The organism is Enterobacter sp. 940_PEND, from assembly GCF_001059415.1.
Lineage (GTDB): Bacteria > Pseudomonadota > Gammaproteobacteria > Enterobacterales > Enterobacteriaceae > Enterobacter > Enterobacter cloacae_M.
This window is the reverse complement of the sequence record NZ_JUMS01000123.1, coordinates 67,001-93,331: the sequence shown is the minus strand read 5'-3', so window position 1 is coordinate 93,331 and position 26,331 is coordinate 67,001. Positions and strand designations below refer to the sequence as shown.

Sequence of the window (26,331 nt, the reverse complement as noted above, 5' to 3'; positions counted from 1 at the left end):
CCTATGAGTGAATTTTCCCAGACAGTCCCCGAACTGGTTGCCTGGGCCAGGAAAAACGATTTCTCCATCTCGCTGCCGGTAGACAGACTCTCTTTCCTGCTGGCGGTTGCCACGCTGAACGGCGAACGGCTGGACGGTGAAATGAGCGAGGGTGAACTGGTGGATGCGTTCCGCCATGTCAGTGATGCGTTTGAGCAAACCAGCGAAACCATTAGCGTGCGTGCCAACAACGCGATCAACGATATGGTGCGTCAACGTCTGCTGAACCGCTTTACCAGCGAACAGGCGGAAGGAAACGCCATCTATCGCCTGACGCCGCTGGGCATCGGCATCACCGATTACTATATTCGCCAGCGTGAATTTTCCACGCTGCGTCTTTCCATGCAGCTCTCGATCGTGGCGGGTGAGCTTAAGCGTGCCGCCGATGCCGCGGATGAAAACGGTGACGAATTCCACTGGCACCGTAACGTCTACGCGCCGCTGAAATATTCGGTGGCCGAGATTTTCGACAGTATCGATCTGACCCAGCGTCTGATGGACGAACAGCAGCAGCAGGTGAAAGACGATATTGCCCAGCTGCTGAATAAAGACTGGCGAGCGGCCATCTCCAGCTGTGAACTTCTGCTGTCAGAAACCTCCGGCACGCTGCGTGAGCTCCAGGATACGCTGGAAGCCGCAGGGGACAAGCTGCAGGCGAATCTGCTGCGCATCCAGGACGCGACGCTGGCGCACGACGATCTGCATTTTATCGATCGTCTGGTCTTCGATCTGCAGAGCAAACTCGACCGCATTATCAGCTGGGGCCAGCAGTCAATCGACCTGTGGATCGGCTACGACCGACACGTGCATAAATTTATCCGTACCGCGATTGATATGGATAAAAACCGCGTCTTTGCTCAGCGTCTGCGTCAGTCGGTGCAGACCTATTTCGATGCGCCGTGGGCGCTGACCTACGCCAATGCCGATCGTCTGCTGGATATGCGCGACGAAGAGATGGCGCTGCGCGATGAAGAGGTGACCGGTGAACTGCCGCCGGATCTGGAATACGAAGAATTTAACGAAATTCGCGAGCAGCTTGCGGCGATGATCGAAGAACAGCTCGCTGTCTACAAAACCAGACAAGTGCCGCTGGATCTTGGTCTCGTGGTGCGCGACTATCTGGCGCAATATCCTCGCGCGCGCCACTTCGACATTGCCCGCATTGTGGTAGACCAGGCGGTGCGCCTGGGCGTCGCGCAAGCTGATTTCACCGGACTGCCGCCGAAGTGGCAGCCAATTAACGATTACGGAGCCAAGGTACAGGCGCATGTCATTGACAAATATTGAACAAGTGATGCCCGTTAAGCTGGCACAGGCGCTGGCGAATCCGTTATTTCCGGCGCTGGACAGCCAGCTGCGTGCCGGTCGTCACATTGGCTTAGACGAGCTGGATAATCACGCCTTTTTGATGGACTTCCAGGAGTACCTGGAAGAGTTTTACGCGCGCTACAACGTGGAGCTTATCCGCGCGCCGGAAGGGTTTTTCTACCTGCGCCCGCGCTCCACGACGCTGATCCCGCGTTCCGTGCTCTCCGAGCTGGATATGATGGTCGGTAAAATTCTCTGCTACCTCTACCTCAGCCCGGAACGTCTGGCGAATGAAGGGATCTTCACCCAGCAGGAACTTTACGACGAGCTGTTGACGCTGGCGGATGAGAGCAAGCTGCTCAAGCTGGTGAACAACCGCTCCACGGGGTCGGATCTTGACCGTCAGAAATTACAGGAAAAGGTTCGCTCTTCCCTGAACCGTCTGCGTCGTCTGGGGATGGTCTGGTTTATGGGCCACGACAGCAGCAAATTCCGGATTACGGAATCTGTCTTCCGCTTCGGCGCCGACGTGCGTGCGGGCGACGACGCGCGTGAAGCGCAGCTTCGCATGATCCGCGACGGTGAAGCGATGCCGGTGGAAAACCATTTGCAGCTCAATGACGAGCATGAAGAGAATCTGCCGGATAGCGGGGAGGAAGAGTAATGATTGAACGCGGTAAATTTCGCTCACTGACGCTGATTAACTGGAACGGCTTCTTTGCCCGAACGTTCGATCTGGATGAGCTGGTCACGACGCTCTCCGGCGGTAACGGTGCGGGTAAATCCACCACCATGGCGGCCTTTGTTACGGCGCTGATCCCTGACCTGACGCTGCTTCACTTCCGTAACACCACCGAAGCGGGGGCCACAAGCGGCTCCCGTGATAAAGGTCTGCACGGTAAGCTGAAGGCCGGCGTCTGTTATTCGGTTCTGGACGTTATTAACTCCCGTCATCAGCGTGTGGTGGTGGGCGTGCGCCTGCAGCAGGTCGCCGGTCGCGACCGTAAAGTGGATATCAAACCGTTTGCAATCCAGGGGCTGCCAACCTCCGTGCAGCCGACGGCGCTGCTCACGGAAACCCTGAACGAACGCCAGGCGCGCGTGTTGACGCTGCAGGAGCTGAAAGACAAGCTTGAGGCCATCGAAGGCGTGCAGTTCAAGCAGTTCAACTCGATTACCGACTACCACTCGCTGATGTTCGATCTGGGCGTGGTGGCGCGTCGTCTGCGCACGGCATCAGACCGTAGCAAATACTACCGCCTGATTGAAGCGTCGCTGTATGGCGGTATCTCCAGCGCGATTACCCGCTCCCTGCGCGACTACCTGCTGCCGGAAAACAGCGGCGTGCGTAAGGCCTTCCAGGATATGGAAGCGGCGCTGCGCGAAAACCGCATGACGCTGGAAGCTATTCGCGTTACCCAGTCTGACCGCGACCTGTTTAAACACCTGATCAGCGAAGCCACCAACTACGTGGCGGCGGACTACATGCGCCACGCCAACGAGCGCCGCGTGCATCTCGATCAGGCATTAGAATACCGTCGCGAGCTGTTTACCTCCCGTAAACAGCTGGTAGCGGAGCAGTACAAGCACGTTGAAATGGCGCGCGAGCTGGGCGAGCACAACGGTGCTGAAGGCGACCTGGAAGCCGATTATCAGGCTGCCAGCGATCACCTGAACCTGGTGCAGACCGCGCTGCGTCAGCAGGAAAAAATCGAGCGCTATGAAGCGGACCTCGATGAGCTGCAGATCCGTCTCGAAGAGCAAAATGAAGTGGTGGCTGAAGCCGCCGACATGCAGGAAGAGAACGAAGCCCGCGCCGAAGCGGCCGAGCTGGAAGTGGATGAGCTGAAAAGCCAGCTTGCCGATTACCAGCAGGCGCTTGACGTGCAGCAGACGCGAGCGATTCAGTACACCCAGGCATTGCAGGCATTACAGCGTGCAAAAGAGCTGTGCCATCTGCCTGACCTGACGCCGGACAGCGCCGACGAGTGGCTGGATACCTTCCAGGCCAAAGAGCAGGAAGCCACCGAGAAACTGCTCTCCCTCGAACAGAAAATGAGCGTCGCGCAAACGGCGCACAGCCAGTTTGAACAGGCTTATCAGCTGGTAGTCGCGATTAACGGCCCGCTGGCGCGTAACGAAGCCTGGGACGTTGCCCGTGAACTGCTGCGCGACGGTGTGAACCAGCGCCATCTGGCCGAGCAGGTTCAGCCGCTGCGTATGCGTCTGAACGAGCTGGAGCAGCGCCTGCGCGAGCAGCAGGAAGCCGAGCGTCTGCTGGCGGAATTCTGCAAGCGTCAGGGAAAAAATTACGATTTCGACGAGCTTGAGGCCCTGCATCAGGAGCTGGAAGCGCGTATTGCGGCCCTGTCCGATACCGTATCAAACGCCAGCGAACAGCGTATGGCCCTGCGTCAGGAGCTGGAGCAGATTCAGTCCCGTTCGAAGGCGCTCCTGGAGCGTGCGCCGGTCTGGCTGGCGGCCCAGAGCAGCCTGAACCAGCTCAGCGAGCAGTGCGGCGAACAGTTCGAATCCAGCCAGGAAGTGACCGAATACCTGCAGCAGCTGCTGGAGCGCGAGCGCGAAGCCATCGTTGAGCGTGACGAAGTGGGCGCCCGCAAGCGCGACGTCGATGAAGAAATTGAGCGCTTAAGCCAGCCGGGCGGGTCAGAAGATCCGCGCCTGAATGCATTAGCCGAGCGTTTTGGCGGCGTGCTGCTGTCCGAAATTTATGACGACGTTGGCCTGGACGATGCTCCGTACTTCTCCGCGCTGTACGGTCCATCCCGCAACGCGATTGTGGTCCCGGATCTGTCGCTGATTTCTGAGCAGCTTGCCGGCCTGGAAGATTGCCCGGAAGATCTCTACCTGATCGAAGGGGATCCGCAGTCGTTCGATGACAGCGTGTTCAGCGTCGACGAGCTGGAAAAAGCGGTGGTGGTGAAAATTGCCGACCGTCAGTGGCGTTACTCCCGCTTCCCTGAGCTGCCGCTGTTTGGCCGCGCCGCGCGCGAAAGCCGCATCGAGAGCCTGCACGCCGAGCGTGAAACACTGTCTGAACGTTTTGCGACCCTGTCGTTTGACGTGCAGAAAACCCAGCGTCTGCATCAGTCGTTCAGCCGCTTTATCGGCAGCCATCTCGCCGTAGCGTTTGACGCAGATCCGGAAGCCGAAATCCGCAAGCTGAACACCCGCCGTAGCGAGCTGGAACGTGCCATTGCAAGCCATGAAAGTGATAACCAGCAAAGTCGCGTTCAGTTTGAACAGGCGAAAGAGGGCGTCGCTGCCCTTAACCGCATTCTGCCGCGCCTGAATCTGCTGGCGGATGACACGCTGGCTGACCGCGTGGATGAGATCCAGGAGCGTCTGGATGAAGCGCAGGAAGCCGCGCGTTTCGTTCAGCAGCACGGCAATCAGCTGGCGAAGCTGGAGCCCGTCGTGTCTGTCCTGCAGAGCGACCCGGAACAGTTCGAGCAGTTAAAAGAAGATTATGCCTGGTCGCAGCAGGTGCAGCGCGAAGCGCGTCAGCAGGCGTTTGCTCTGACGGAAGTGGTGCAGCGTCGCGCGCACTTTGGCTACTCCGATTCGGCTGAAATGCTGAGCGGTAACAGCGATCTGAACGAAAAACTGCGTCAGCGCCTTGAGCAGGCGGAGGCGGAACGTACTCGCGCCCGCGAAGCGATGCGCAGCCACTCCGCTCAGCTGAACCAGTACAATCAGGTGCTGGCCTCGCTGAAAAGCTCCTTCGATACCAAGAAAGAGCTTTTAAACGATCTGCAGAAAGAGCTTCAGGACATCGGCGTGCGTGCCGACAGCGGGGCAGAAGAGCGCGCGCGTATCCGTCGTGACGAGCTGCATTCTCAGCTCAGCAATAACCGCGCGCGTCGCAATCAGCTGGAAAAAGCGCTGACCTTCTGCGAAGCCGAAATGGATAACCTGACCCGTCGCCTGCGCAAGCTGGAACGCGACTATCACGAAATGCGCGAGCAGGTCGTGACCGCCAAGGCGGGCTGGTGCGCGGTGATGCGCATGGTGAAAGACAATAACGTTGAGCGTCGCCTGCACCGTCGCGAGCTGGCGTATCTTTCTGCCGATGAGCTGCGTTCCATGTCGGATAAGGCGTTGGGTGCGCTGCGTCTGGCGGTGGCGGATAACGAACACCTGCGCGACGTGCTGCGTATGTCGGAGGATCCGAAACGTCCGGAACGTAAAATTCAGTTCTTCGTGGCGGTTTACCAGCACCTGCGCGAGCGTATTCGTCAGGACATTATCCGTACCGACGATCCGGTCGAAGCCATCGAACAGATGGAAATCGAGCTGGGCCGCCTGACGGAGGAGTTGACCTCCCGCGAGCAGAAGCTGGCGATCAGCTCCCGCAGCGTGGCGAACATCATTCGTAAAACCATTCAGCGCGAGCAGAACCGTATCCGCCAGCTGAACCAGGGTCTGCAGAGCGTGTCGTTTGGCCAGGTGAACAGCGTGCGCCTCAACGTCAACGTGCGTGAGGCCCACGCGACGCTGCTGGAAGTGCTCTCAGAGCAGCACGAGCAGCATCAGGATCTGTTCAACAGCAACCGTCTGACCTTCTCCGAAGCGCTGGCGAAGCTGTATCAGCGCCTGAACCCGCAGATTGATATGGGGCAACGTACGCCGCAAACCATCGGTGAAGAGCTGCTGGACTACCGTAACTACCTGGAAATGGAAGTTGAGGTAAACCGTGGCTCAGACGGCTGGCTGCGTGCGGAATCCGGGGCGCTCTCTACCGGTGAAGCGATCGGTACCGGGATGTCAATTCTGGTGATGGTCGTACAGAGCTGGGAAGATGAAGCGCGCCGCCTGCGCGGCAAAGATATCTCGCCATGCCGACTGCTGTTCCTGGATGAGGCGGCGCGACTTGATGCCCGCTCAATTGCCACGCTGTTCGAGCTTTGCGAACGTCTCGATATGCAGCTCATTATCGCGGCGCCGGAGAACATCAGCCCCGAGAAGGGTACCACCTACAAACTGGTGCGTAAGGTGTTCCAGAACAGCGAACACGTTCACGTTGTGGGGCTGCGTGGCTTTGCGCCGCAGCCGCCGGAGTCATTGCCGGAAACCACGGCGGACGCTTCCTGAAGCGTTTTCTGACCCGAAGCGGCGCACTGGCGCCGCTTTTTTTTTAAACTTAACTTGTGCTTGGGGCTGCGTTATCTTTAAACTTCTTTACATAAGGTAAGGCAACAGCTTAGCCGTCTACCTATAATGAAAGAAAGCCCCAGCGTGATGGGCATGTCGTGAAAACAGGGGGCAAGGGATGTTGCTAAAGAAAGAATGTGGTCGTCAGCTGTCTGCGCTGAGTTTATGCCTGGCAGTGATGTTTGCTCCGCTGTTAACCGCCCAGGCCGACGAGCCTGAAATTGTGCCGACTGACAGCTCGGCAACGACAGGCGCTCAGCCAACGTCGTTGTCCCAGCCGCTGGAGCAGTCTCCGGCGACGGCTATCATGGCCGGAATTAAACCGCTGCCGGAAGGCATCGACGCGGAATCACTCAGTCAGCAGCTGCAGTCGGGGCTGCCATCAGGCTACACGCCTGTCTATATCAATCAGCTCACGCTCCTCTATGCCGCCCGCGATATGAAACCGATGTGGGAAAACCGCGATGCCGTGCGCGCCTTCCAGCAGCAGCTGGCGGAAGTCGCAATTGCAGGGTTTCAGCCGCAGTTTACAAAGTGGGTTGAGCTGTTAACCGATCCTGCCGTCACCGGGCAGGCGCGTGATGTGGTGCTTTCCGATGCCATGATGGGCTACCTGCAGTTCGTGGCGGGTATTCCGGTCAATGGCAACCGCTGGCTGTACAGCGATAAACCGTACAAGCTGGCGACGCCGGCGCTGTCGGTGATTAACCAGTGGCAGCTAGCGCTGGATAACGGCGAACTGCCGCGCTTTATCGCCAGCCTCGCACCGGCGCATCCACACTATGCCACTCTGCACCAGTCGCTCCTCGCGCTGGTGGGAGACACGCGTCCATGGCCGCAAATGCGCGGTACCGCGACGCTGCGTCCGGGACAGTGGAGCAGCGATGTTCCTGCCCTGCGCGAGATCCTGACGCGTTCCGGTCTTCTTGACGGCGGGCCAAAGATTGCACTTCCGGGTGACGATCCACAAAACGTCGCCGTCAGCCCATCAGCGCCAGTAAAAGAGAAGAAAGCCGTTGTTCTGAGCAACAAACCCGCGGCTTACGATCGCGAGCTGGTTGCGGCCGTTAAACAGTTCCAGGCCGCTCAGGGGCTGGGGGCCGATGGCGTCATTGGCCAGACGACGCGCGACTGGCTGAACGTATCGCCTGCGCAGCGGGCAGGGGTGCTGGCGCTCAATATCCAGCGTTTGCGCCTGCTGCCGGGAACGCTCTCTACCGGGATTATGGTAAACATCCCGGCGTATTCCCTGGTCTATTATCAGGATGGTAGCGAAAAACTGGCGTCGCGCGTGATTGTCGGGCGCCCGGATCGCAAAACGCCGATGATGAGCAGCGCGCTCAATAATGTAGTCGTTAACCCGCCGTGGAACGTGCCGCCGACGCTGGCGCGTAAAGACATTCTGCCGAAGATCTGGAACGATCCGGGTTATCTGGAACGTCATGGCTATACGGTGATGCGTGGATGGAACAGTAAAGAGGCTATCGATCCTTATATGGTCGACTGGTCGACCATCACAGCGTCGAATCTGCCGTTCCGCTTCCAGCAGGCTCCCGGAGCGCATAACTCTTTAGGGCGCTACAAATTCAACATGCCGAGTTCAGACGCTATCTATCTGCACGATACGCCGAACCACAACCTGTTCCAGAAAGATACTCGCGCGCTGAGTTCTGGCTGCGTGCGCGTGAACAAAGCCTCTGAGCTGGCTAATATGCTATTGCAGGATGCGGGCTGGAACGATACGCGTATTTCGGATGCCCTGAAGCAGGGGGATACGCGTTACGTGAATATTCGGCACAATATTCCCGTCAATCTTTACTATCTGACTGCGTTTGTTGGTGAAGACGGGCGTACTCAGTATCGTACAGATATTTACAATTATGATCTCACCGCGCGATCTGGCGCACAAATTTTGCGAAAAGCGGAACAATTAATCAGGTAAATGAAGCAGTTCGGGAAAAATGATTGTCGTAAGTTAGGGTGAATAGGGGGCAATATCGCTGTAAGCCGCGTATTCACTGGGATTGGGCGCCTTGACGTACATGGTTTTGCCAGTTAAGGTGCCCTTCGTGCGCTAAGCATATTACGATTTCTTTTACCTGTAGACCTGATTATCATGGACAAATTTGACGCTAATCGCCGCAAACTGCTGGCGTTAGGTGGTGTTGCGCTTGGCGCAGCGGCCATCTTGCCGACGCCAGCATTTGCCACCCTCTCGACACCTCGTCCGCGAGTTTTAACGCTCAACAATCTCCATACCGGTGAGTCGCTAAAAGCGGAATTCTTCGATGGCAGAGGCTATATTCAGGATGAATTAGCAAGACTTAACCATTTTTTCCGTGATTTCCGCGCGAATAAAATAAAAGCCATCGATCCAGGACTGTTTGATCAGCTTTTCCGCCTTCAGGGCCTGCTGGGCACCAGCAGGCCGGTGCAGCTCATTTCTGGCTATCGCTCGATTGATACCAATAATGAACTGCGCGCCCACAGTCGCGGGGTAGCCAAAAAAAGCTATCACACGAAGGGACAGGCAATGGATTTCCATATTGAAGGCGTTTCGTTAGCCAATATTCGCAAAGCCGCGTTATCTATGCGCGCAGGTGGTGTAGGATATTACCCCAGCAGCAACTTTGTGCATATTGATACCGGTCCGGTTCGGCACTGGTAATAACGAAACACAGGAGCAGTATGAACTATCGTATTATTCCGGTTACCGCGTTCTCCCAGAATTGTTCACTCATCTGGTGCGAACAAACTAAACTGGCCGCCCTTGTCGATCCCGGCGGTGACGCTGAGAAGATCAAGCAGGAAGTCGCAGCAAGCGGCGTCACGCTGATGCAGATTTTGCTCACTCATGGTCATCTTGACCATGTAGGTGCTGCGGCTGAACTGGCTGAACACTATGGTGTGCCGGTGATCGGCCCGGAAAAAGAAGATGAGTTCTGGCTGCAGGGGTTACCCGCCCAAAGCCGCATGTTTGGCCTTGATGAGTGTCAGCCCCTGACGCCCGATCGCTGGCTGAACGAAGGAGAGCGCGTTAACGTAGGGAATGTGACTTTACAGGTGTTGCATTGTCCTGGGCATACGCCAGGCCATATCGTCTTCTTTGATGACCAGTCTCGTCTGCTGATTTCCGGCGATGTGATCTTCAAAGGTGGCGTAGGACGCAGCGATTTTCCGCGCGGCGATCATGGGCAGCTGATCCAGTCGATTAAACAAAAGTTATTGCCGCTGGGTGATGACGTTACGTTTATCCCAGGACACGGTCCGATGTCGACGCTGGGCTATGAACGGCTCCATAATCCGTTCCTTCAGGATGAGATGCCTGTCTGGTAACCAGAATAAAATAAGCCTGCATAACGCAGGCTTTTTTATGGGCGCAAATTACAGTACGGCGACAATCGCTTCGCACAGTGGCGCCATGTTGTCAGGCGTCATACCAGCAACGTTCACGCGGCCAGAGGCCACGGCGTACACGGCAAACTCTTCACGCAGACGCAGAACCTGCTCTTTGGTCAGGCCGCTGAACGAGAACATGCCGTTCTGTTTGATGATAAAGCTGAAGTCGCGGTCCGCGCCTTTCTCAGCCAGGGTATTCACAAACAGCAGGCGCATGCGCTGAATGCGCTGGCGCATATCGTTCAGCTCTTGTTCCCAGATAGCGCGCAGCGCATCGTTGCTCAGGATAGTGGCAACAACAGACGCACCGTGTGCCGGTGGGTTAGAGTAGTTAGCGCGGATAACCGATTTCATCTGGCTGAACGCGCGATCGACGGTCTCTTCGTTAGCGGCAACCAGCGTACAGGCACCCACACGCTCATTGTACAGACCGAAGTTCTTGGAGTAAGAGCTTGCGACAATCAGCTCCTGATGCACGGCTGCGAACGCGCGCAGGCCTTCGGCATCTTCTTCCAGACCACGGGCGAAGCCCTGGTAGGCAAAGTCAAACAGCGGCAGCCAGCCTTTTTCAACGGACAGCTTCGCCAGGTGTTGCCACTGCTCAAGCGTCGGATCGATACCGGTTGGGTTGTGGCAGCAGCCGTGGAACAGCACCACGTCACCCGCCTGCGCTTCGCTCAGGCTCGCCAGCAGGCCGTCAAAGTCGAGAGCGTGGTTTGCCGCATCGTAGTATGCATATTCACGCACTTCCAGACCCGCAGAGTTAAACACGCTCTTGTGGTTTGGCCAGCTTGGGTTGCTCACCCATACGCGCTTAACAGAGGTGTTTTTCGCAAGGAAATCCGCCGCCACGCGCAGCGCACCGGTACCGCCCGGGGTCTGTGCCGTACGGGCACGTTTGTCACTCACAATTGCGCTGCCTTTACCGAACAGCAGCTCCTGGGTGCAGCGACCAAATTCAGGGATACCATCAATACCGAGGTAGTTTTTGGTGGTTTCGTTTTCCAGCAGATACTGCTCAGCTTTCTTAACGCTGGTCAGTACCGGAGTTTTGCCGGTCTCATCTTTATATACACCAATACCCAGGTTGATTTTGCCAGGGCGGTCGTCGGCACGAAACAGATCGGCCAGGCCCAGAATAGGGTCGGCAGGAGCGGCGGTAATGTTCTCAAACATGACGAAGTTCCATTGTGATTACAGAAGTGAAATCCGCTATCAGGTTAACGGTAGATTTACAAAATGCCAACCGTTTGCGACGAAAAGCGTGCGGCTTTTCAAAAGTCGCCATTATTTTCTGTCAGGCATAAAAAAACAGGGCCGAAGCCCTGTTCATTAAGCATATAACAAAGTGGTGTTCTGATTAGAACTGGTAGGTTACGCCCACAGCAGCCATATCGTCGTTGCCGTTCAGACCGCCAACAGCTTTCGCGTAGTCGGAGTCTTTGTCCAGCAGGTTGATATAGTAGTCAGCCCACACGTTGAAGTTCTTGTTGAAGTAGTAAGTGGTACCAACCTGGATGAATTTAGCCAGGTCTGCATCGCCACCGCTGAAGCCGTTGACCGCAGCCAGGTCTTTACCTTTGGTCTGCACGTAGGAGATTGCTGGGCGCAGGCCGAAGTCGAACTGGTACTGAGCAACCACTTCGAAGTTCTGCGTTTTGTTAGCGAAGCCAGCGTCACCGTTAGAACCGGTACGAGTGGTGTTACGGGTTTCTGCATAGGTGGTTGCCAGGTAGATGTTGTTAGCGTCGTATTTCAGACCAACACCCCATGCTTCAGCTTTGTCGCCTTCACCATCAGCTTTTTGATTCAGAGTACGGTTAGCGTTGCTGTAAGATGCGATTGCACCGAAGCCTTCGCCGAAATCGTAGCCCAGGGAGTAGCCTACGCCGTCACCGTTAGAGGTTTTAACGTCAGCACGGTCGTTTTTGCCCTGGTACTGAACGCCCAGGCTCAGACCGTCAACCAGACCGAAGAAGTTGCTGTTACGGTAGGTCAGCAGACCGGTACTGCGGCTGGTCATAAAGTTATCAACATAGTTACCGCCCCAGGTCATACCAGAGAAGGACGGCGCCATATCGGTGTATGATTCTACGTCGTAAACGATACCGTAGTTACGACCGTAGTCGATGCTGCCAGCATCGCCCGCTTTCAGGCCAGCGAATGCCAGACGGTTTTTGTTAGTCTGAGCACCATTTTCAGCCTGGTTGGCCAGGAAACGGTATTCCCACTGGCCGTAACCGGTCAGCTGGTCGTTGATCTGAGTTTCGCCTTTGAAACCGATCTGCGCGTAGGTAGCGTCGTTATTGTTGGTGTTATCACCGGAAGTCACGAAATCGTGCTCGGCGTTAACTTTACCGTAGAAGTCCAGCTTGTTGCCGTTCTTGTTATAGATTTCTGCAGCGTTAGCTGCACCGGCTACCAGCAGGGCAGGGATTACCACTGCCAGAATATTGCGCTTCATCATTATTTATTACCCTCATTGGTTTTTTTATGACACTCGCCACTGCCGTCAATAAATTCTGTCAATAAATATTTCCGGAACTATTGATGAGAGTTTGGTGTCTTTATGTATCTGACAGGCATCTTTCCATTCGGCGAAGCGTTTCGCTAGCCTGAAAGTGCTACAATTCTCAAGATTAAGTAACCAAAAGAAATTATGTGTAACTAAATATGTATTTTCGGGAACTTTGTGAACCACCTCAAACTTCAGAACGCCCTGGCGAATTAAACAACAAGCACTATCCTATATATATGAATTCCTTATGATTAATTGAGATAAAGGCGATTCATATAAACAGACGCTAAACGGCTTGTTTTTTCTTATGACTCCAAAAGGCCTTCCGGACGGCTGTAAAAGTGGTTGAAATTTGTGCTATCGCTTGAGGATGTAATAATCGCAATAAGAATGTGGTTTATTTTTTGTGGCTGGATATTTCGCGGAAACAAAACGTAACAGGTAGTGGTTGTGACGGGGTGAAGGTTTAAAGATGCTGACTTTACGCTGACGAAAACTGACAATACAGAATAAAATAATGGCCAGCATAAGCTGGCCATTTTAGTATTGTATCGATTAGAAGCTGGCGTTACGTGGAGTACGTGGGAAAGGAATCACGTCACGTACGTTCTGAACACCAGTAACGTAGGCAATCAGACGCTCGAAGCCCAGACCAAAACCGGCGTGCGGTACGGTACCGTAACGACGCAGATCGCGGTACCAGCTGTAGTCAGCTGGGTTGAGCCCCATCTCTTCCATACGCGCGTCCAGCACGTCAAGACGTTCTTCACGCTGAGAGCCACCGATGATTTCACCAATGCCCGGCGCCAGAACGTCCATCGCTGCCACGGTTTTACCGTCTTCGTTAAGGCGCATATAGAAGGCCTTAATGTCTTTCGGGTAGTTTTTAACGACAACCGGCGCTTTGAAATGCTTCTCGGCCAGATAGCGTTCGTGTTCAGACGCCAGGTCAACGCCCCAGTAAACCGGGTTCTCGAACGTCTCACCGCATTTCTCGAGGATCGCCACCGCGTCGGTATAGTCCACCTGCGCAAAGTCGGCAGACACGAAACGCTCCAGACGCGCCACAGCATCGCTGTCTACGCGTTCTGCGAAGAATTTCATGTCGTCAGGACGCTCTTCCAGCACCGCTTTGAACACATACTTCAGCATCGCTTCCGCCAGACCCGCAACATCGTTCAGGTCTGCAAAGGCCACTTCAGGCTCCAGCATCCAGAATTCCGCCAGGTGACGGCTGGTGTTGGAGTTTTCGGCGCGGAAGGTTGGGCCAAAGGTGTAGATCTTAGACAGCGCACAGGCGTACGTTTCGCCGTTGAGCTGACCAGATACCGTCAGGAAGGCTTCTTTACCAAAGAAGTCTTTGTCATAGTCCACTTTACCTTCAGGCGTGCGCGGCAGGTTTTCCATGTCCAGCGTCGAAACGCGGAACATCTCACCGGCACCTTCCGTATCGGACGCGGTGATCAGCGGGGTAGACACCCAGAAGTAACCCTGCTCATCGAAGAAACGATGCAGCGCCTGCGCCAGCGTATGACGCACGCGCGCCACCGCACCAATCAGGTTGGTACGCGGACGCAGGTGGGCGACTTCACGCAGATATTCGATACTGTGGCGTTTTGCCGCCATCGGGTAGGTATCCGGATCTTCAACCCAGCCGGTGACTTCAATCGCAGTGGCCTGAATTTCGAAGCTCTGGCCCTGGCCCGGTGACGCCACAACCACGCCGGTAACAATGACGGAGCAACCGGTTGTCAGTCGCAGAACGTCATCATTGTAATTGGGCAGAGAATTATTAATGACGGCCTGTACAGGATCAAAGCAGGAACCGTCATAGACGGCAAGGAAGGAGATGCCAGCTTTAGAATCTCGGCGGGTACGCACCCATCCGCGCACGGTGACTTCCTGGTCAACGGCGACACGGCCCTGGAGTACGTCGGCTACAGGCACAACGCTCATAATATTCTCTCTGTTAATAGTCGGAAAAAATAAACACTTGTCCACCCTTATGGGGGGATATCTATGTTACCTGCCATCCGCTATCAGACAAGTAAATTTCGCAGTCAAAAGAGAAGAATTGAGAAATAAATAAGGAGAAGGGAGCCATAAAGGCTCCCGTAAGCGCTTAACTGGCTTTTTTGATCAAGGGGAGATCGAACGCTTTGCGCAATGCGCGGACAAACGCTTTGTCATGGCAGATGGTTTTACCCGGGCTGTCGGAGAGTTTTGCCACCGGCTTGCCGTTACATTCCACCAGTTTGATGACGATATTCAGAGGTTTTACCTGAGGAATATCGCAGGTCAGACGGGTACCAATCCCGAAGCTCAGGTTCACACGGGTATTGAAATGGCGATAGAGGTCGACCGCTTTCGCCAGGTCGAGATTATCCGAGAAGACCAGCACCTTGCTCATCGGATCAATGCCGAGTTTTTCGTAATGGGCAATGGCTTTCTCGCCCCATTCAACCGGATCCCCGGAGTCGTGGCGTAATCCCTGGTAACGTTCAGCGAACTCGGGACCAAAGTCGCGCAGGAAGGCATCCATCGTAATACAGTCGGTGAGGGCAATCCCGAGCTGATTCGGGTACTCCTCAAGCCATGCGGCCAGTGCCGCGCGCTGGCTGTTAGCCAGATCGGGGCTGATCTGCTGATGCGCCTGGAACCACTCGTGTGCCTGGGTGCCCATTGGCGTCAGGCTGAGGCGGCGTGCCAGATCGTAGTTGCTGGTGCCAACGAACCACGGCTCCCGCTGCAGACGTTTAACGATGGCCTCCTGAACGTCACGTGAGAAACGGCGACGCGTGCCAAAGTCCATCAGGCGGAAGCGGGACATGTCCAGCCCTTCGGTCAGCGTAGAGAAGGCTGCGAGTTTATTTTCCAGCGCGGCGACCGCCTGCTCGACGCCTTTTTCCGGCGAACGGTAGCGGTGAGCCAGTTCACTGATCACCGCCAGAAGCGGTACTTCCCACATGATCACTTCCCGCCACGGGCCTTCAAGGCGAATATCCAGTTTGCCGTTATCGTTAAGCACGGTGACCTGCTCCGGCTTATAGCGGAAATCGCGCAGCCAGTTCAGGTAATCGGCTTTGAAGAAAGGCAGGCCAGAAAGCCACTGATATTCCTCGTCCTGCAGCGTCAGATGCTGCATAGCATCGACCTGTTCACGAATGGCGTCTGCGTAGATACCGAGCAAGTCGTCGCCGCGACAGCGGAATTCCGCCGCGACGTGAACGTCATAGTAGTGGTGGAAAACGGCTTGCTGCATATGCAGTTTATACGCGTCGGTATCCAGCAACGTATGCAGAACTGGAGAAGCGAATTGAGTCATAGGTGCGCAGTAGCATCCTCTCACAGGAGCGTTTAGTACAATAAACAACTCCGGAGTATACCTTGTTTAGTGATTTATTGAACCCCGATCACAACATAAGCGCGTTTTATGGTCGAGGGCATTTTGTGCCCCGTGTTATACAAATGTAGCAACAGAGCTGCTAACCACTTGAATTTAAGGTTTTCTACTGCGCTGCTATCATGCTTTGGGGCAGCGATGGGGCAATGTGTGAAAGCGCCTTGTTGAGTAGAGTAACCTGTTCGCCGCTCTTCTCTGACATCCACTTTCCATACACCTTGTAAACCATCTGTGCATCGGTATGCCCCATCTGAGTTGCTATAAAATTTGGGTTCGCCCCGGCTGACAATGACCAGCACGCATAGGTATGCCGTGACTGATACGCGTTGCGGTACCGTATACCGGCGCGCTTGATTATCGGGCCCCAAATTTTATTAATCGAATTAACCGCGTAATGATATCCTCTTCGTGACCCACGCTTGACGCATTGAGGGCTGAAAACGAAAGTGCATGGATGTATGACTGACTGGCCATATTCACGCAAATTCACTTCAACCTCATGCTGCCGGCCAAGGCGCGTCAGTTGGGCCTGATTCCTGAGGGCATCAATAGCTGGTTGTATGAGATAAATCACCCTGTCAGTGCCTGCCTCGGTTTTTGGCAGGGTGAACTCATACGTTTGGGTAAGGTTACGCTTAACCGTAATGGTTCCAGCGGTGAGATCGATGTCTTCCCATGCAAGACCACATAATTCCCCATGCCTCATTCCGGTATAAACGGCGACGGTCCAGAGATTTCGCATCTGCTGGTGGCCGCATGCCTGAATGAACCTGATGAACTCGTCTGTCGTGAGTGGATCTGGTTCGTCTTTTGCCTTCCTGAGACGGTTAATTCCGCTAAACGGGTTTTCCTTTGCGTAGCCGTTATCAGCTCCAAACTGGAAGATCTCGGCCATCAGCATCATGTAATTATTCACCGTGGAAGACTTCCGGCCTTTTACCTGTGTCCGGTGATCCTTTTTCATTACATGGAAGCCCGTCAGCAACTCCTTCCTGACATACAGCAAATCTTCAGTGGTAACCGCAGAAACCATTTTATTTTCGCCGATGCGCGGAAGCATGTTTTTTATGATGGATTCGTACCTACTCATGGTATTAGAGCTGATCTCCATTCTCTTCAGCTCTGACCATCTTTCGGTAAGCTCCAGCACAGTAATTTCCTTTCTATCCTGACCGAACCGGGCAAGGTTCGGTGAGTTTGGGAATTTTTCTGCATAGTTAAAATTCCCCATCCTTATCGCAAAACAAACCGAAGAACGCAGCTCACCAGCTATCTTGCGATTTTTTGCAGTGTCAGGGACACCGAGGTTTTCCCTGACACGTTTACCTTTATACAGAAACCATATGCGGAGCGAACCGCCGTGGTTTTCGACGCCTGTCGGGTATGATGCATTAGCCATTGATCCCTCCTGACGTCCAGGAGCGTGGATGAGTGTACTGCTTTTCATGCTGTCTTCGCACCTGGTTGATTTTTTTTCTGCGCCTCGATCCACTGATCAACGGCTTTCCTGTTATACATACATTCGCTTGAAGGCTTGGGATTACCATCTGGTGAAATGTGCAGGTACTCGCGGCCAAGCATCCAGGATTCTTTTCTGGCGCGGGTGATGGTTCCGGGCTTGAGCCCGGTAACCGCAATCAGAACCTTTTCGCTAACCCAGTCATTCGGCACCAGAAGAACGATTTCAGCACTGGTTTGCATGGATATCCTCCATTTTCTCTTTAGCCTGACGCACGCAACGTGCAAAAGAGGAGGGCGTTACAATTTCGCGCAGAGCCTGAACCAGGAAATCGTTGTGCTGCTGGTGCAGCTCCAGGTTGCGTTCTTTTTCCTCATGACGCAGGACTGCCAGACGGGCTGTGATGATGCGGCGCTTCCCTTTGATCAGCCGCAGCGCGTTCTCTGCCTTTTTACGCCATGTACTCCATTCACTGCTGCTGTTCGATCTCGCCAGTTGCTCCTCAATACTGAGCTGCGCTTCTTCTGCGTTAACAAGCTGCTGCAGGCAATCGCTGATAGTGTTCAGGTTGTCTGTCTCCACGAAGAATTTGTGCATTCTTAACCCTCCCACCCAATCGCCTGGAACAGACCCATTTTAGGGTGATACCAGCGGGTGCCGCGCGGTTCAGCTTCTGACATCATCTGGCGAAAGGCGGCCATAAACGGCTCCAGTTCGACAATAGCCCTACGTGACAACAGCCCATCTGGAGTCATAAATTCGTGCGTGTCTGTCGGGATGCGGTAGGCATTGACCAGATTTCGGCACTTAGCGTCACTCATTCCGCTTTTAGCGACCACCTGACGGTAACCGACATAACCGGCGCGCATGGTCCCGCGTTTGATGTTCTCCACAGCTTCTGTGACCGTTTCGATCTGCTCTTCAACATGATTCAGGCGCTTCTGCTGGCGAACGGCATCGGCGGCCATTGCGGCGATCATCTCGATTTCCGTCAGCGGTGCGCGAGTGCGGAAGTAGCTGTTGACCAGTTCGCGCTGAACCTGCCAGGCAAGTTCGTCCGTTAGTGACTTAGCCACCATGAGATATCCAGACTCAAAAAGCACAATTCCAGATGGTGCAAACTTTGAAAAAACTCCTTCTGGAAGGTCCCGGCGTATAACGTCGGAACCTAATTCAACGTAATCCACTCCCTCAACAAAGTAATTTCTGTTTTCACGAAAATTTCGTCCCGCAGTACCATCTGGTCGCTGGTGTGCTTCATCAATCATTGCAAAAGTCACAACACGCTGACCGCGATATTCGACTGCCGGAAGCTGCGTATTATTGATAGTTACTGTGTTCATGCTCGATGTCCTTCTGAGTGCCCGGCTTTACGCCGGGCTGGTGAATCACTTGACCTGAATGAATGGAGTACCAGCCCCACTTGTCATGTACTGTGGGAGGGTGCCATTCCATTTGTTGATGGCCTCCAGTTGAAGCACTTCAGGGTTTTCGCGCATGGCCTGCCCACGAATCTGGATAGACTTTGCCTCTGCTTCTGCCAGCTTCAGCTTTGCGTCTGCCTGTCCATCCGCTTCCGCACGCAGCATGTTTGCTTCGGCTTCACGCTGTTTCACCTCCTGCTCGCGCTGCAGGGTTTTCTGGTTTGCGGTAACTTTGGCGTTGATGCTGTCGATAACTGTCGGCGGGTACTCCGGACGGCCTACGTAAGAAAGGCTGATAACCTGGATTCCTACCGGCCCCATGTCGGACTGGATCTCTTTCAGAGCGTTTTCAAGCAGCTCAGCTTTCCCGCCGTCAATGAACTTATCGGTACTCATGCGGCTTGCTAGACGATTAAGGGCATCGGCAATCTTCTGGCGCAGGTCGGTATCGGTGATGTCGTCCACACCTTTGCGATAGGTCTGGAAGACCGTCGTCACTTTGGTTGGATCAACTTTATAGGCGACACCAATGTGATAGCCGATCGTAGTGCCGTCACTCATCTGGAAATTGAATGCGTCGTCGTAGGTTTTCATCTGTTTGAAGGTTGGGAAGATGTAGACCTCTGTGTTCCAGCCGGTCCAATAGCGGCCTACGCCAACCACTTCACCGACGCCTTTGTCGTCTCCCAGCTTATTCACCTTGATACCCACGTTGCCGGGCTCGACACGATCGCAACCTACAAGACCGATGGCAGAGAGCGCGATAATTGAAGCCATAATTGCTTTTTTCATTTCTTTTCCTTAGTTACGGTTACAACAAGACCCTTACAGATGGCGTAGATGCATGGCGGGGTCAGGATCGCCAGGGCAAAACCGGATAACACAGCTGTGGTGTCCTTCATCGATATGAGGATCGGAACAAACAGCCCATAAACGCTGGCGACAATTACCAGCGATAGAACGATGCGTAAGTAGGCAATCATCAGCGCAGCCCCTCTGGTTTACTGGCCTGCAGTTCTGCCTGCTCTTTCACGAATCGGTCATGCATGGCGTCCCACTTTCCGAGCCACTTATGTGCTTCGCGCTTACGCTCCAGAATCCGGCGAATGCGCCGCATGCATCGGTTATGTGCAAACAGATATTGCTGTGTGTGCTGGCCCATGCGGTTGACGAGCACACCATTGCTGAAAACAGGTTCGTCTGGTTCGTTGGTGTTCAAACCGGCACGATGAAAAGTTTTGGTTACCATGTAGTGAGCAAGGTTACTGATCGCTGCGCTCCTGCTAAGGAAACGGCGCGAATAGCCGTGTCGTGATACGACGTAAACGGGCTGCAGCTCTTTGGCAAAGGCGCTGTCAATTGAGGTGGTGCTAATGCGTTTATCGTTCATTTCCGGTCCTTAACTTTGCTGTATCGTTCGTGACTCATTACTTCCCAGTTCTTTCCGCCATCGCGGGAGAGCAGTCGCCAGCGGCGATTAACCCTCAGGCTCAGGTTTCCGGAGCCGTGCATACGGCAGGGATGAATTCGCCTGGCCCTGAACTGGCGGAGTACATGGACCGCCTGCAGGTGTACCCACTCAGGAATTCGTATCGCTGTCAGCGCCATCAGATCCGAGCCTCCACTTTTTGTTTTTTGACGAACTCAACCAGCTCAGAAATGAGCTCGTCTATTAATTCCTTCCCGCTATCCGTAAGAAATTCACCGCCGCCATTAACATCAACAGCGCTGCTGTAAATTCCCTTGATAGCTTTTACGCCTTCGACATTCCCGTACTCACTAATCGCGAGCCTTTCGAATTTTCGTAATAATCCATCGAGAAGAATCTCTGTTAACTCGACCGTGTTAATACCGCCTTTATTGAGCTTAATAACAAGGCAGTTACTGCCAGTTTTACGCTGGTGGCGTAATAATGCTGCTTTTAAAATTCGTCGACGATATGTCTCGATTAATTTATCCATTGCGCTGTTCCTCCTCCAAACTCATAACTATTTCCTCTTCTTTTTCGGTCCACCCATGAATCTCAGCGGCGAGGCCATAAACCAGAGCGCATATTGTTTTGAGTTGAAATATGTCTAACTTGTCGTGATATTCAAATAATGTTTGCGACAAGCCTGACAACTTCTCCGCCTTGATATTCACTTCCTGAATATCCTGTCTTTTTAAAACGCCCATAATTAACGACCATATGCTTTTTTAAGATAAAGACGAGCGATTACCTCGTAACCGCAGGCCGCATAAAGGCATGCTGTTCTATATGCCGCTATGTCTTTGATGAAAGTCATACGAAGCGCCTCACATCCAAAGAAGCGACTACCCGACCGTGAATTTTGATTTCTTTCTGTTCATCGGTGTTAAGGGTGAAAGTTTCGTAATGATGGTTATCAGAGATGATTTTTAATGAGCCATCAGCTAATGGCTCGATTCTCTTAATGAAAAGGCATGGGCGACCAAAAGCATCCATTGTGTAAACATAAATGCCAGAGGTAAGCGCACGTCCACCGCAATCAACGAAAGCCACAACCTCAAATGGTTCGATGGTCGGCTGCATGGAGTCACCTTCCATCCGGCAGCTTTGAACTCGGTTGCCAAAGTCATTAATGTTGTCAGATCCGAACAGCATTTGAGGCGTTTTAATCGGCTGATTAATTGCGACGGAATTTTGCATTTTCATTTCCTCAGGGTGAGTTTGGCCCCACCAAGAAAGGTGTTAATTAAATAATGTTAATTAATTTTAAATCTTGTCGGCTTGCTTGCAGATGGTTTCTTGCAAGTCGTCTAATTTTTCATAAACTATAGTTAGCGTACCAATAGCCGACAATTCCGGAGGCATACAATCCATAGCGTTGGATAAAGCCATTCTGCAATTGCCAATATCCGCAGACCATGAATTAAGTTGATTGGAAGTTATAATGCTTGTTGGCTCTGTAAATTCACCACACTGCTCGTTTCCTGAAATGAGCCACAGAACATCAGAATGAAGAATGTTAGCCAATTGGATTAACTGGTCAGCAAACGGAACAGTTTTTTCCGTTTCCCAGTTGTTAATGGTTTCGGTTGTTAAACCAAGATGATCAGCCAAAAAATCCTGAGAGAGTCGAAGCGAAGATCTTTGATTTAATATTCTTTTGCCGATGGTTTTGGCTACGGTGATTTGAGTATTCATTTCATTGGCTCCGTTGTTTGCCGATGAATGAACTTTAAGTCATGCAATAACTTATTGCAATAACAAAACTTATTTTTATTTTGCAATTTGGTTTAATGCATTGATTTTTTTGATTAAATTTTATTATTTTACTGCATGTATACAGCTATTGATAAAGAAAAAGCCGCTTTTCAGCGGCTTCAAAAGGTGTGATGTTGAAGGTTAGAGCCTATTGTAATTGATTGATTCGTGCATTATGGCTTTGCCCATCACGTAAAGGTCATCTTGGTTTTCTTCAGTGATATACCATTTCTCATATGCTGGGTTATCAGATAAGACTGCTAGCCTGTTTCCCTGCATCTGGAGTCGTTTTAGGTGAAATGTTTTACCAAAAACAAAGACATAAACACCATCCGTTAGAAAGTGTCGGACGGAAATGTCAACGAAGACACGATCACCGGAATTGAATGTGCTGGCCATGCTGTCGCCATTGACGGTCATTACTTTTACGACATCTTCACTACGATTTCCAAAGAGAGATTTTGCGTGTTCAGTAGTGAACTCAATAGCATGTAAAACCTCAACATATTCTGAAAGCATAAACGTGCCAGGCCCGGCACTCACCGAAAGGTCAAGAACTTCGACCCTGAATATGCCAGCGTTATCCTTTACTTCCCTGTCGGGCATAGTCTCTATCACATATCCCTGCCTGTGGGGTACATGATTTTTCCCGGTAGAAAGCCATTCAGGGCTTACACCCAGCGCATTCGCAATCTCAACCAACTTACGTGTTGTGTTGGTTTTGCCTGCAACAAGGCGCCAGATAGCTGGTTGCGAAACCCCAACTTTCATCGCTAATTCTGCCTGTGTAAGGCCAGCGTCAACCATCGCTTTTTGAAGACGATCTGAGAATGTGTTCATACCAATAAGCCTATACAAAAAGTTATTAAGTGGCAAATACGATAAGTTATTGCATAAAGTTATTCAAGGTTATACTCTTTCCTTGTGTTCAATAACTTTTGGTATTTTTATGATCAATCAACATGTCAAGAGAGCTATCGATATTCTCGGCGGACAAGCTGCATTAGCAAGGGCTTGCGGTGTTACTCAACCAGCTGTTTTTCGCTGGCTTAATGGTAGCCGGGTTAAGGCTGATCATGTCATGTCCATTGTTAAAGCTACTGGGGGCGAAGTTAAAGCCTACCAGATCCGCCCAGACCTTCCAGACACATTCCCTCATCCAGGCAATGAGGTGTGATATGTCGCACTCAATCACTACCGAAAACCAAATTAAGCAATTGGATATCGATTATCGCGATCCGCGCGGTGTGATTGTGCATGTCACCGGCTGGAATCGGGATAAACAGCAGGTGTATTTCACCAGGCAGAATTACCCGCATGAATGTATGCAGCCTGTCTGGAAGTTCCAACAATATTTTACGAAGGTCTCGGAGGCGCAAAATGCGTGATTACGGAAAGGTGTCTCCTCACTTCTGGATTGGCAGAACAGGCAAAGAGCTGCGTCAGGCTGGTCCAGAGTCTCAGCTTGTGGCGTTGTACCTGCTTACCAGTCCGCACGCCAATATGATCGGTCTTTATTACATGCCCCTTGCGTTCCTGTCTCATGAGACTGGATTAACCATGGAAGGGGCTAAGAAGGGGCTTAATAGCGCCATTAAAGCCGGGTTTTGTAAGTACGACGAGCATTCAGAGATGGTGTGGGTCATCGAAATGGCAACGCATCAAATCGGCGAGGCACTGAAACCCGGAGACAAGCGCTGTACTGGAGTACAGAACGAATACAACAAAGTATCGGATAACCTCTTTCTTTCAGAGTTTTACGAGAAATATTCGAAGCAGTTCAATATGACTTGTCCCCGTAGTAGTGAGCTCCAGATCCCGGATGTAAATGAAGGGGCTTTAAAGGGGCTTGCAAGCCAAGAGCAGGAACAGGAGCAGGAGAAAGAACAAGATCAAACTAATTTGTCCGATGCGAATCGGACCGATGGCGATAAACCTGACGAGTCGAAAGGTCAACCTGCACAGGGAAAACCTGATTCAGACTCCGAAGGTGCTGGAGTCCCGGATCCAATCGATGCCGCTTTCGAAAATATTTTTTGGGACGCAGGTTTGAGGAAGGATGCCAAGGTCAAGGCCCGGTCCGCCTTTAAAACCAAATACCGCGAATGGAAAAAAACAAACCGAGGTACTCCGGATAGCTTCGCCGTAATGCTTGCAGAAGATATCCGCCTCAGGGCAAAGGCGCAGCAAATGGGCTTCGACAAACTCCTTCCAGCCTCATACCTGAACGGTGAGCGCTGGAACGACGAAAAGCCAGAGGGAGCCCATCAAATTTCCGCAGGCACAAACGCCGTTGGTGGGACAGGAGCGTCCTGGTATGCCAAACCAAATGACGGTTCGGCTGAGGTGTTTATCAGTCAGGCCGCAATTGACCGCATGAAGCGCGGAGCTAACCGCCCATGAAAACCATTCTCAAGCGTGTGCTGGTTGCTGGTTATAACTGTGGCTTTCTGCGCGAGGGATTCGTGACGTGGTGCTTTATCAAATTTGATTTACGGAGTGTCTGATGACCCCTGCTGAACTTTCAGAAAAACTATGGGATAACGCCGAGCGCGTAGCTAAATTTCTCCTTCCGAAAGGACATCTTGAGGGGAAAGAGTGGTGTGCCGGCAATACTAACGGTGACTCAGGCAAAAGCCTCAAGGTCAATATCGGCGGTAAAAAGTCATGGGCTGACTTTGCCAGCGGTGACAGTGGTGACCTGCTGGATCTCTGGGTGCTGGTGCGTAACTGTCAGTTGCATGACGCCATGCGAGAAGCGAAAGAGTTTCTTGGTCTGAAAGACGACGACCACCACTTCGAAGCGAAGAAAAAAACGTTCTCTCGTCCGACAAAGAAGGGTGTTAAATCGGCCAGTAAATGCTACGACTACCTTGCTTCGCGTGGCATTACCCGTGAAACAGCCGATCGTTTTAAAGTGACAGACGCGGTGGTCTGGTACCACGACGAAAACCGTGAGGTGCCTGCCGTAGCATTCCCGTACATCCGGAACGGCGAACTGCTGCAGGTAAAACGTATTGGTACTGAACGGCCAAACGGCAAAAAGCTGATCATGGCTGAAGCTGATTGTGAACCATGTCTCTTTGGCTGGCAGGCGCTGGATAAAAACACCCGCCTGGTAGTGCTGTGCGAGGGTGAGATTGACTGCATGACCTTCACGCAGCTTGGCTATGATGCCCTGTCCGTCCCATTTGGTGGAGGCAAGGGAGCCAAACAGCAGTGGATTGAATATGAATACCACAATCTCGATCGCTTCCAGGAAATCTGGCTGTGCCTGGACAACGACGATGTAGGCCGTGAAGCGGCAAAAGAAATCGCCAGACGTCTTGGTGAGCATCGTTGCCGTATGGTTGAACTTCCGCACAAAGATATCAACGATTGTCTCATGAACGGCATGGACAGCGATTCCATTCTGGAATACATGGAGCGCGCTAAATTCTTCGATCCCGATGAGCTTTGCTCAGCAGGGGATTTGCTTCAGGAAACAATCGAGGCATTCGAACATCGGGATACTGGCCTGTTTACAAGCCCCTGGGCTTCGCTGAACAACAACTTTAAGTTCCGTGCCGGTGAGCTGACCCTGGTCAATGGCGTAAATGGGCATGGCAAAACAGAACTCGTTGGACATATCGCGATTGATGCGATGAGTCAGGGCGTCAGGACCTGTATTGCTTCACTGGAGCTTAAACCAGGCAAAATGCTTGCCCGACTCACGCGGCAAACGATCTGTACTTCCTCACCGAAGCGTGAAGAAATCATTATGACCAACGAATGGTTTTCTGACCGACTGTGGGTATTCAAACTAACGGGAACGGCCAAAGCAGACCGGCTTCTTGAGATTTTTGCTTATGCCCGGCGTCGCTATGGCATTGAGCTGTTCGTCATAGATAACCTCGCTAAATGTGGCTTAGACGAAGAAGACTACACAGGTCAAAAGGACTTCATCGATACGCTGTGCGACTTCAAGAACGAGCATAACTGTCACGTCCTGCTGGTTACCCACGCCAGAAAAACAAACGACTCCGCTCCAACCGGAAAGATGGACGTAAAAGGCACTGGCGCTTTAACCGACATGCCCGACAACGTTATGGCCGTCTGGCGTAACATCCCGCGCGAACTGGCGCAGCGCAAGGCTGAAAGAATGGGTTATGAGTGCCTTGATAAGGACGAGCAGACTGCTATCCAAATGCCCGCCTCAATGATTCGCCTGTTGAAACAACGTGAGGGGGAAGGCTGGATCGGAGACATAGGAGCCAATTTTGATTCCCGCTCGCACCAGTTTATCGAAGGTGATAAAGGGCCCTTCAACTACTTGGCCGGCAAACAGCAAAGCGAGCTTGATCTCGAGTGGGAAGCCACCAACGCAACGAGGTATTAAAA

At 52.7% G+C, this 26,331-nt stretch carries 27 protein-coding genes; 10 read left to right on the top strand and 17 right to left on the bottom strand.

The features are described 5' to 3' along the window. Positions 1 to 3: 3 nt before the first annotated feature. The 6 genes from mukF (at position 4) to ADJ24_RS17515 (ending at position 9,858) form a co-directional block, all read left to right on the top strand. Entirely contained in the window at positions 4 to 1,326 is a 1,323-nt protein-coding gene (gene mukF / locus ADJ24_RS17540; protein ID WP_023311005.1) for a chromosome partition protein MukF, read from the top strand. Further along, a complete protein-coding gene (gene mukE, locus ADJ24_RS17535; RefSeq protein WP_008499954.1) occupies positions 1,307 to 2,011 on the top strand; it encodes a chromosome partition protein MukE in 705 nt (234 codons plus the stop codon). The genes mukF and mukE overlap by 20 nt, the downstream gene beginning before the upstream one ends. After that, the gene (gene mukB, locus ADJ24_RS17530; RefSeq protein WP_023311006.1) at positions 2,011 to 6,462 is read left to right on the top strand and encodes a chromosome partition protein MukB; all 4,452 of its coding nucleotides are present in this window, start codon (positions 2,011 to 2,013) and stop codon (positions 6,460 to 6,462) included. The genes mukE and mukB overlap by 1 nt, the downstream gene beginning before the upstream one ends. A gap of 178 nt (positions 6,463 to 6,640) precedes the next feature. Continuing rightward, positions 6,641 to 8,464 carry a L,D-transpeptidase gene (gene ldtD / locus ADJ24_RS17525; RefSeq protein WP_048703201.1) on the top strand — a complete coding sequence of 608 codons (1,824 nt, stop codon included), beginning with the start codon at positions 6,641 to 6,643 and terminating at the stop codon, positions 8,462 to 8,464. A 174-nt stretch (positions 8,465 to 8,638) separates the two neighbouring features. Then, entirely contained in the window at positions 8,639 to 9,190 is a 552-nt protein-coding gene (locus ADJ24_RS17520; protein ID WP_023311008.1) for a YcbK family protein, read from the top strand. 20 nt (positions 9,191 to 9,210) lie between these two features. Continuing rightward, positions 9,211 to 9,858, top strand: a complete 648-nt coding sequence (locus tag ADJ24_RS17515) for an MBL fold metallo-hydrolase (RefSeq protein WP_023311009.1) — start codon at positions 9,211 to 9,213, stop codon at positions 9,856 to 9,858. Between the two features lie 48 nt (positions 9,859 to 9,906). Here ADJ24_RS17515 and aspC read toward each other — a convergent pair whose 3' ends face one another. The 17 genes from aspC to ADJ24_RS17435 form a co-directional block, all read right to left on the bottom strand. Then, entirely contained in the window at positions 9,907 to 11,097 is a 1,191-nt protein-coding gene (aspC, locus tag ADJ24_RS17510) for an aspartate transaminase (protein WP_023311010.1), read from the bottom strand. 184 nt (positions 11,098 to 11,281) lie between these two features. Next, a complete protein-coding gene (locus tag ADJ24_RS17505) occupies positions 11,282 to 12,388 on the bottom strand; it encodes a porin (protein WP_023311011.1) in 1,107 nt (368 codons plus the stop codon). A 606-nt stretch (positions 12,389 to 12,994) separates the two neighbouring features. Next, positions 12,995 to 14,395, bottom strand: a complete 1,401-nt coding sequence (gene asnS, locus ADJ24_RS17500; RefSeq protein ID WP_023311012.1) for an asparagine--tRNA ligase — start codon at positions 14,393 to 14,395, stop codon at positions 12,995 to 12,997. Positions 14,396 to 14,561: 166 nt separating this feature from the next. Then, complete coding sequence (gene pncB, locus ADJ24_RS17495) at positions 14,562 to 15,764, bottom strand: nicotinate phosphoribosyltransferase (protein ID WP_023311013.1); 1,203 nt, start codon at positions 15,762 to 15,764, stop codon at positions 14,562 to 14,564. A 184-nt stretch (positions 15,765 to 15,948) separates the two neighbouring features. Continuing rightward, the gene (locus ADJ24_RS17490) at positions 15,949 to 17,241 is read right to left on the bottom strand and encodes a tyrosine-type recombinase/integrase (RefSeq protein WP_023332557.1); all 1,293 of its coding nucleotides are present in this window, start codon (positions 17,239 to 17,241) and stop codon (positions 15,949 to 15,951) included. Positions 17,242 to 17,285: 44 nt separating this feature from the next. Next, entirely contained in the window at positions 17,286 to 17,543 is a 258-nt protein-coding gene (locus tag ADJ24_RS17485; protein WP_013097283.1) for an excisionase family protein, read from the bottom strand. Then, complete coding sequence (locus ADJ24_RS17480; RefSeq protein WP_065420790.1) at positions 17,527 to 17,898, bottom strand: hypothetical protein; 372 nt, start codon at positions 17,896 to 17,898, stop codon at positions 17,527 to 17,529. Before ADJ24_RS17480 ends, ADJ24_RS17485 begins: the two co-directional genes overlap by 17 nt. A gap of 2 nt (positions 17,899 to 17,900) precedes the next feature. Continuing rightward, entirely contained in the window at positions 17,901 to 18,644 is a 744-nt protein-coding gene (locus tag ADJ24_RS17475) for an ORF6N domain-containing protein (RefSeq protein ID WP_048703188.1), read from the bottom strand. Positions 18,645 to 18,689: 45 nt separating this feature from the next. Further along, entirely contained in the window at positions 18,690 to 19,517 is an 828-nt protein-coding gene (locus ADJ24_RS17470; RefSeq protein ID WP_048703186.1) for an SPFH domain-containing protein, read from the bottom strand. Further along, on the bottom strand, positions 19,514 to 19,708 hold the full coding sequence (locus tag ADJ24_RS17465; protein ID WP_048703183.1) for a hypothetical protein: 195 nt from the start codon (positions 19,706 to 19,708) through the stop codon (positions 19,514 to 19,516). Before ADJ24_RS17465 ends, ADJ24_RS17470 begins: the two co-directional genes overlap by 4 nt. Next, the gene (locus ADJ24_RS17460) at positions 19,708 to 20,115 is read right to left on the bottom strand and encodes a hypothetical protein (RefSeq protein WP_048703180.1); all 408 of its coding nucleotides are present in this window, start codon (positions 20,113 to 20,115) and stop codon (positions 19,708 to 19,710) included. Before ADJ24_RS17460 ends, ADJ24_RS17465 begins: the two co-directional genes overlap by 1 nt. Continuing rightward, positions 20,112 to 20,333, bottom strand: a complete 222-nt coding sequence (locus ADJ24_RS25620) for a hypothetical protein (RefSeq protein ID WP_074181351.1) — start codon at positions 20,331 to 20,333, stop codon at positions 20,112 to 20,114. The genes ADJ24_RS17460 and ADJ24_RS25620 overlap by 4 nt, the downstream gene beginning before the upstream one ends. Continuing rightward, complete coding sequence (locus tag ADJ24_RS17455) at positions 20,333 to 20,686, bottom strand: hypothetical protein (RefSeq protein ID WP_048703177.1); 354 nt, start codon at positions 20,684 to 20,686, stop codon at positions 20,333 to 20,335. The genes ADJ24_RS25620 and ADJ24_RS17455 overlap by 1 nt, the downstream gene beginning before the upstream one ends. Beyond that, entirely contained in the window at positions 20,679 to 20,900 is a 222-nt protein-coding gene (locus ADJ24_RS17450; RefSeq protein WP_048703174.1) for a hypothetical protein, read from the bottom strand. The genes ADJ24_RS17455 and ADJ24_RS17450 overlap by 8 nt, the downstream gene beginning before the upstream one ends. A gap of 106 nt (positions 20,901 to 21,006) precedes the next feature. Beyond that, a complete protein-coding gene (locus ADJ24_RS17445; RefSeq protein ID WP_048703172.1) occupies positions 21,007 to 21,393 on the bottom strand; it encodes a S24 family peptidase in 387 nt (128 codons plus the stop codon). Positions 21,394 to 21,459: 66 nt separating this feature from the next. Continuing rightward, entirely contained in the window at positions 21,460 to 21,891 is a 432-nt protein-coding gene (locus ADJ24_RS17440; RefSeq protein ID WP_006811077.1) for a helix-turn-helix domain-containing protein, read from the bottom strand. Positions 21,892 to 22,092: 201 nt separating this feature from the next. Further along, a complete protein-coding gene (locus ADJ24_RS17435) occupies positions 22,093 to 22,791 on the bottom strand; it encodes an XRE family transcriptional regulator (protein ID WP_024262617.1) in 699 nt (232 codons plus the stop codon). Between ADJ24_RS17435 and ADJ24_RS23635 the strand changes: the two genes are divergently transcribed. The 4 genes from ADJ24_RS23635 (at position 22,784) to ADJ24_RS17420 (ending at position 26,329) form a co-directional block, all read left to right on the top strand. After that, positions 22,784 to 23,128 (top strand): transcriptional regulator, encoded by a 345-nt coding sequence (locus ADJ24_RS23635; protein ID WP_023150197.1) that lies wholly within the window; start codon positions 22,784 to 22,786, stop codon positions 23,126 to 23,128. The genes ADJ24_RS17435 and ADJ24_RS23635 overlap by 8 nt on opposite strands. Before the next feature lies 1 nt (position 23,129). Next, a complete protein-coding gene (locus ADJ24_RS17430; RefSeq protein WP_023063376.1) occupies positions 23,130 to 23,339 on the top strand; it encodes a DUF4222 domain-containing protein in 210 nt (69 codons plus the stop codon). Then, a complete protein-coding gene (locus ADJ24_RS23630) occupies positions 23,332 to 24,354 on the top strand; it encodes a hypothetical protein (RefSeq protein ID WP_053085151.1) in 1,023 nt (340 codons plus the stop codon). The genes ADJ24_RS17430 and ADJ24_RS23630 overlap by 8 nt, the downstream gene beginning before the upstream one ends. A 103-nt stretch (positions 24,355 to 24,457) precedes the next feature. After that, a complete protein-coding gene (locus ADJ24_RS17420) occupies positions 24,458 to 26,329 on the top strand; it encodes a toprim domain-containing protein (RefSeq protein WP_048703163.1) in 1,872 nt (623 codons plus the stop codon). The last annotated feature ends 2 nt before the right edge of the window (positions 26,330 to 26,331 follow it).